Consider the following 7641-nt stretch of genomic DNA (forward strand, 5'->3'; position numbering starts at 1 on the left):
CGATGGCCGAAAACGTATATAGCGAAGTAGAAGAGAAACTAAAAGTAGAAGACTGGCGAGTTGTCTTCAGGCTGTGGAAATATACGAAGCCATATGTCGCTATTCTGATTCTGGGATTGATTCTTATCGGAGCGTCTTCGGCGCTTGATCTTCTTCCCCCTCTGCTGATGAGAAGAGCGATAGATAACTACATGGACAATCAGTATTCTCTGGTCGTGGTTGAAGAAAACGGTTCCTTCAACTTCGTGGAATCCGATGAAGGAGCATTCTACCTCCACCAGGATGAGTCAGGTTTATATAGTGTGACTGACGGTACGACAAGTTATCCGATAACCGAGGAACAACTCAGAAATTTAAGGGTCGAAGATCTTAACGGGATAGGTCAAATAGCGATCTTCATGATCCTGATACTCGTCTCGCTTTTCTTCGTCAATTACGGGCAGGTGTATGCGACATCGTACATGGGACAGAAGATAACCCACGGTATCAGGGTGGACCTCTTCCGGCATCTCTTGAGAGTGCCGATGAGGTTTTTCGATACGAATCCCAGCGGAAGACTGGCGACTAGAGTCGCAAACGACACTCAGAATCTGGCCGAATTCTTTACGAGCGTCATTACTTCGATGGTGAAAGACGTCCTCTTGCTCGGAGGAATCATCATAATAATGCTTAACCTATCTACCTACCTGGGATTGATCACAGTTGCTATTCTTCCGATCATTGCGGGAGCGATATTCGTCTTCCGTTACTTCGACAGGATAGCCTATAGAAAGGTGAGAACGCGCCTTGCGATAATAAACGCCTTCCTTGCCGAGCATATTTCCGGCATGTCGATTACCCAGCTCTTCAATCAGGAAGTTAGAAAGAAGGGCGAATTCGATTCAGTTAACAAGAGCCACCTCAAGAGTCTTATGGAACAGCTGTGGGTATTTGCCATTTTTAGACCGCTGCTGGATCTTCTTTATTACGTGACCATAGCCATCGTTATCTGGTTTGGCGTCAAGAGTATTCTAGGAAACACGCTGGCCTTCGGAGTGCTTGTTGCGTTCGTTTCGTACATCGATATGTTCTTCCGTCCGCTGCATGACATTGCAGAGAAGTACGACATTGTACAGAATGCACTCGCCTCGGCCGAGAAGATCTTCAAGCTGATGGACGAAACCGAAGAGACGTACAATCCCGATGAGGCTGCAACGAAGACACTCGAAGGAAGCGTTGAGTTTGAAAACGTGACCTTCGCGTACGATGGAGAGCACAAAGTGCTGAAAGACATCAGCTTTGGAGTGAGGCCGAAGGAAAAGATTGCCTTCGTCGGCGAAACAGGAGCCGGGAAGACCTCTATCATCAGCATTCTCACCGGACTGTACAAGATTCAGGCCGGTGAGATAAAGATAGACGGCAAGAACATCTACGACTACAATCTCCAGAGCTTACGGAAAAAGGTTGGAGTTGTACTCCAGGATGTCTTCCTATTTTCTGGTAGTATTCTAGATAATATTCGCCTCTTCGACGAGACTATTTCACGGGAGAAGGCCATAGAGGCTGCAAAATACGTATATGCCCATCACTTCATTGATCGCCTTCCTGACAAATATGATTCAGTGATCCTTGAAAGAGGCGGCACACTGTCTGCCGGAGAGCGCCAACTGATTGCGCTTGCCAGGGCCGTCGTCTTCAATACGGATATTCTTGTTCTCGATGAAGCGACTGCCAATGTCGACACGGAAACAGAAGCTCTTATTCAGAAGGCTATGGAGAGAATTTCTAAAGAGAAGACGATGATTACGATCGCCCACAGGCTTTCGACCATAAGGAATGCGGACAGGATAATGGTGATTCATAAGGGTATGCTGGTAGAATCGGGGACTCACGACGAGCTTCTCTCAAAGGGAGGAATATACTCGGATCTCCACAGACTGCAGTACGAGCTCGGAGACATCGCTTAGGAGTCTGATCACTTTTCCTCGCCGTTGTCTTCGAGTTCTTCGGAAGTGATTTCATCGATGTCGCTTGTATCCTCTAGAGAGGCAGGCAGATCGAGCTTCAAAGGCTCATCTTCTGGTCTCTTCTTTTTAGGCCTTAGCTGAAGCATGGGGAATTCGTACGGTCTGGTAGCCATTCTTCTTCCCAGTGTAGACATAACGTTGAAGAAAACCTGCGGCACGGTCTTGATCTTTGTCGTCTGTACTCTCCTGAGAAGAAGGAAAGCCGTGAACCTGAAGAAGGCACCCATAAGGAAAATCACCTGTATTCCGTAGAAGTCGATTCCGAGCAATGTAATGCTCTTTCCCTTCAGATAGGAAGCGACAAGTCCTCCGAGTAGTGAACCACCTAAAGCGCCAATTCCATTCAGAAAGGCCTGCACAGCGACGTAGGACTCTACTGACTGACCGCGTATCATTCCCATCATCATTGTGAAGATACATAGGTTGATTGCGCTCCATACAATTCCAGTTACTATCGCATCTACGGGCAGCAGAATAGCCGCTGTCTGAGGCGTAACGAAGATCCACATCAACGCGAGACAAGTGGCCCCAAGTACTCCAAATTCGGCAACTGACTGGTGACCGATTTGATCGGAAATCTTCCCCCACAGGAAATACATCAGCATGGCGGTGAGCGAAGCAACGATGCTCAAAATGCTGAGATAGGCGTAACTAACCTTGAGATTGACCAACTGGTGGTAAGCGTAGAAAGGGCCTGAAATAGTTATCGCAAAATTCCAGACAAAGGCGAACATTAGGTACTGTCTGAACTTGAGGTTGGCGAAGACCTCCCTGAACATTCTTCCCCGCCCGTATGTCTTGACCGGTGGAGCGTAATGACTCTTCAGGAGAAGCATCGTGACTATTGCAAATGCGCTTGCCATAGAGGTAACAATTATGAATCCAAGAGAGCCCTCATAACGGTCAAGTATAAGTGAGTAGACTGGTGCAATCAGCATCGTACTGAGCGAGAGGATCAGATTTCTTCTGCCATAGTAACTTCCCGTCTTTTCTGGATCAATGACATCCCCCATTATGGAAGCCCAGAAAGTTCCCACAAGCGAATTTCCAAATGCTATTACCGACAGCAGAATTAGAAGAAGCGACTGAGACTTCATCCCCAGGGCAAGCGTGACCGGTATGAAGGCCAGAGGAATTCTTCCTATAAGAGCGCTAAAGAGCATCGCTTTCTTTCTGTCTTTGAAGAGTCTCATTACCAGTGGGGCAGCTAGCTGAACGAGCTGAGCGAGCGTTGGAAGGACTCCAATTATTGCGATCAGCATTTCGGAGGCGCCGTACTCGAGAGCGAGACCAGTAACGATAAAACCTTGCGTCACAAGGAAGGCAAGGTTGAAAAACGATCCCTCGAAGATCGCAAGTGTTCTAGTTCTTTTGTATTCAGGTTTGTTGTAGCCCAAGTAGTCGTCCATTACAGCTCCCGCAAAAGAAAAAGTGCGCATTCATTTGACAGTTTATCACCGAAAGAATCGTTCATGTCGCGTTATAGTAAACTCTTCCTTTTCAATTATGATAAATTGAAGAACTAGTGAGAGGCTGGGAAAAGCTTCAAAGGAAGTCATGCCCTTATAAAACATTAGACGCAATGCGCCGGAGAACCTTCTATGAAGTGATGCTGGCAAGTACATGCCAGGAAGTGATGCCCGAAAGAGCATCCGGGGAAGTGATGCGCCGAAAGATCGCCGGCGGAAGTGAGGCTGCTACGCAGGAGGCAAAAGAGAGCCAGACTGCTAACGCAGGCCAGTCTCTGCCAGAGGCAGAGGCCAGTCACCTTCGGTGGCCAGTCTTTGCTTCGCAAAGGCCAGTTCCGCTACGCGGGCAAAAAGAGCCGCTTGGATAAGAAACGCTGACCGCTGTACGCTGGGAAAAGCATCACAGGAAGTGATGCCCTTATAAAACATTAGACGCAATGAGCCGGAGAACCTTCTATGAAGTGATGCTGGCAAGTACATGCCAGGAAGTGATGCCCGGAAGAGCATCCGGGGAAGTGATGCGCCGAAAGATCGCCGGCGGAAGTGAGGCTGCTACGCAGGAGGCAAAAGAGAGCCAGACTGCTTCGCAGGCCACTCAGGCTTAGTAAAGGCCACTTTTAAACTACGGAGAAAAAATTCGCTGATGACGATCTTGTCAGGCGATTGTGAGAATCTCACTTTCCGTCATGCCGGAGCGTGATCCGGCATCTCGCTCCTAAGAATCGCTATACACTAAGAAACAAAACCGCGCTGATCGCTGATAAATCCACTTGTAAGGCTCTCTTTAGAGAACCTTTCAACGGTGAATCGGTTTCAATCTGCTCTTTCGAAGCCCCAACCTGCAGCCCCCGACCCCGGTTCTCAAAGCCCAGATCCCGGGTCAAGCCCGGGATGACGGCCTTTGGTGATTCAGAAAGCATCGCATACCGTGAAAGCACATTGTAATTCTAAAGAGCAAAACAATCCGTCATTCTGAACTTGATTCAGAATCTCGCTCCTAAGAATCGCTATACGCTAAGGAACAAAACTTCGCTGATCGCTGACAAAACCGCTTTTAAGGCTCTCTTCGGAGAAAGGATAACCGTTGAACAGTGAACCAGCCTCACTTTGCTCTTTCCTATGCCAACCTGCAGCCCCCGACCCCGGTTCTCAAAGCCCAGATCCCGGATCACGTCCGGGATGACGGCCTTTGGTGATTCAGAAAGCATCGCATACCGTGAAAGCACATTGTAATTCTAAAGAGCAAAACAATCCGTCATTCTGAACTTGATTCAGAATCTCGCTCCTAAGAACCGCTATACACTAAGAAACAAAACCGCGCTGATCGCTGATAAATCCACTTGTAAGGCTCTCTTTAGAGAACCTTTCAACGGTGAATCGGTTTCAATCTGCTCTTTCGAAGCCCCAACCTGCAGCCCCCGACCCCGGTTCTCAAAGCCCAGATCCCGGGTCAAGCCCGGGATGACGGCCTTTGGTGATTCAGAAAGCATCGCATACCGTGAAAGCACATTGTAATTCTAAAGAGCAAAACAATCCGTCATTCTGAACTTGATTCAGAATCTCGCTCCTAAGAATCGCTATACGCTAAGGAACAAAACTTCGCTGATCGCTGATAAATCCACTTGTAAGGCTCTCTTTGGAGAACCTTTCAACGGTGAATCGGTTTCAATCTGCTCTTTCGAAGCCCCAACCTGCTACCCCCGACCCCGGTTCTCAAAGCCCAGATCCCGGGTCAAGCCCGGGATGACTATGTTAGGGGATTCCGAAAATCTCAAATAGCGTCATGCTGAACTTGATTCAGCATCTTGTTCTATGAAGACTCACACTTCCAGATAGATGTTTCTATCGTGACTGCATCAAATTGCAGGACTTACGTCGAGGCTGGGATTGTAGCCGGATACTTCGAAAAATCAAATGACCATTATCCATGGTCTGTGGACCCGGAAGCTTTCAAGACGGACTTTCACTTTTGGGAAATCCTCTCCGAGTGTGACAAACTCGGCAGTTCCGCTGGAGTTCAATAGAACGGTGTCTTCACTGAACAATCCGTCAATTCGGGGTCCTATCGCATAACTTGCCGGTGACTTCACAGCTATTTGCGAGTCGGGTGAAAAGAGAAACTTATTCTGCGTATACCCAATGCTTCCACCGGGACTGTAGCTCATGATCTCATTTCCCGCATTTAAGGATATATAAGCATTCTTGATCTCTGCGAAGACCTCTCCCATGCTCTTTGCTCTCATGATCGCTACGGCGGCTTTCGCGGCAATGCCCGATGCTCTCTCATGCTTCTGCTCAATTTCTTGAGGTACGGCACCAAAGTGAAAATACCTGCTGAGAGAGACAGTTAGTCCTTGCTTCTTGATTGTCGCCCTAAGCATCAGATACCTACTGACTTTCTTGGCGGTCGAGACCGGATATGGAGACTTCGAAATCCTCTCGTCGGAAGCCACGCAGAGAGTCGGAATTTCCAGGCCCGACTCAATGAAGATTGCTCTGAGAACCTTCTCGATCTCAATCTCGGTCATTCCAGGCTGAAGCTCTGGAGCGAACTCACAAAGTATGTTCTCAGAGAGTTTACCTACTACCCTGAGACGTAGAATTTCTCTGTCATTCAGAAGCTGGGTCCTTTCATAAAAGCTCTCGGCAAGTGGAACATAATTAGAACAAGAAGATGAGACATCGCTGTCAACGGCAATGTGTTCGAATTTACTGCACAGTCTGCTGGCCGAATCAATCATGCTTGGTAATCCACTACAGGAGAGAATCTCAACATCATGTGGGAGGACTTCGTCTTTTATCCTTTCGCAGTCATATTCAGGACACAAAGCGATGACCATCGAATCCGTAATTAGGAGCCAGAAACCACCAAAATCAGATGAAGTGTCTATTCTGGGATCCACCTCACCTTCGAAAAACCACTGAATATTAGAGTTTCTTGTCAACATCACGGCTTCAACCGAGGCTTCCGCAATGTATTCTTTGACTATTTCATGTCTTGTCAATTAAACCCCTCCAGCAGAGCTTAACCCTATTCTATCAGAGGGAATCGAAAATATTGGAGATCGAAAATATTCTTCCTCCCGCAGGAGGGGAGGCTGACTTTGTTGGGAAGTGAGGCTCGCTGCCGCGAGGAAGTGATGCCCTCATAAAACATTAGACGCAATGCCGGCAAAGATCGTGCCGGGACGCAAGGCACTGAGGAGCATCAGTGGACGCAAGGCTGGCGAAGAACATGCCAGGACGCAATGCCCGCTTCGCGGGGAAAGACCTTCTGTGCCAGTCTGCTAACGCAGGCCAGTCTTTGCTTCGCAAAGGCCAGTTCAGGCGACGCCCGGCAAAGAGAGCCGCTTGGATAAGAAACGCTGACCGCTGTACGCTGGGAAAAGCATCACAGGAAGTGATGCCCTTATAAAACATTAGACGCAATGCCGGCAAAGATCGTGCCGGGACGCAAGGCACTGAGGAGCATCAGTGGACGCAAGGCTGGCGAAGAACATGCCAGGACGCAATGCCCGCTTCGCGGGGAAACAAAGGATCGGGTTAAAAGAGCGGGTTACGAAGTGCGGGTTAAGAAAACCGGGTTAATAAGAGCGGCTTTTGCTAAATAAAGAAAAAAGTATCTAAATTAGGATTATGACTATAGATACTAGACGTAAGGCTACGCTGGAACGTTTCAAGAAGTGATGCTGCTTCGCAGGAAGCCTCTCAAGCCACCGGTCCATCGTCCTCCGAGAAGAACAATGCCGAGACCAGATTCTAGCTGGAGAATTGTTGGATGACCATAATACATAGGACTGTCATCCCGTGATGCTTTTGCACGGGATCTCGCAACCAAAAACCGCTTCACGCTTAAGAACGAAAACCCGCTAAACGCTGAAAAGGCCCGTTCACCGTCACCGGTCCACCGTCCTCCGAATTAGCCGACAAATTAGTCTGAACTTGATTCAGCATCTTGTTCTTCAAAACCCGATTCTCATAACCCGGTTTTCTCGACCCGTTCTTAGAAAACCGATCCTAGAATCCGCTCTTCTGCCCGACGAAGTCGGAGCTGGCCGCACGAAGTGCGACTGGCCACCAAAGGTGACTGGCCTGCGTTAGCAGACGGGCTCCCAAACGCTCCTATTGTCCCATTTTTCGCGTAAAAGGCATGAGATTCCAACCAG

At 48.4% G+C, this 7641-nt stretch carries 3 protein-coding genes; 1 reads left to right on the top strand and 2 read right to left on the bottom strand.

The genetic code is table 11. The features are described 5' to 3' along the window. The first annotated feature begins 2 nt into the window (after positions 1-2). Positions 3-1946, top strand: coding sequence for an ABC transporter ATP-binding protein (locus tag Y697_RS05905; protein WP_121550731.1), 1944 nt, complete (start codon positions 3-5; stop codon positions 1944-1946). Positions 1947-1954: 8 nt separating this feature from the next. Here Y697_RS05905 and Y697_RS05910 read toward each other — a convergent pair whose 3' ends face one another. Further along, positions 1955-3415: an MFS transporter gene (locus tag Y697_RS05910; protein WP_121550732.1), complete on the bottom strand. Its 1461-nt coding sequence runs from the start codon at positions 3413-3415 to the stop codon at positions 1955-1957. Positions 3416-5385: 1970 nt separating this feature from the next. Further along, positions 5386-6480, bottom strand: a complete 1095-nt coding sequence (locus tag Y697_RS05920) for a M24 family metallopeptidase (RefSeq protein WP_121550734.1) — start codon at positions 6478-6480, stop codon at positions 5386-5388. Positions 6481-7641: the final 1161 nt, after the last annotated feature.

Source organism: Mesotoga sp. BH458_6_3_2_1, assembly GCF_003664995.1.
Lineage (GTDB): Bacteria > Thermotogota > Thermotogae > Petrotogales > Kosmotogaceae > Mesotoga.

Excerpts from the sequence above, each read along its gene's own strand:
- Y697_RS05905 (WP_121550731.1), top strand. The coding sequence starts at position 3 with ATGGCCGAAAACGTATATAGCGAAGTAGAAGAGAAACTAAAAGTAGAA.
- Y697_RS05910 (WP_121550732.1), bottom strand. The coding sequence starts at position 3,415 with ATGGACGACTACTTGGGCTACAACAAACCTGAATACAAAAGAACTAGA.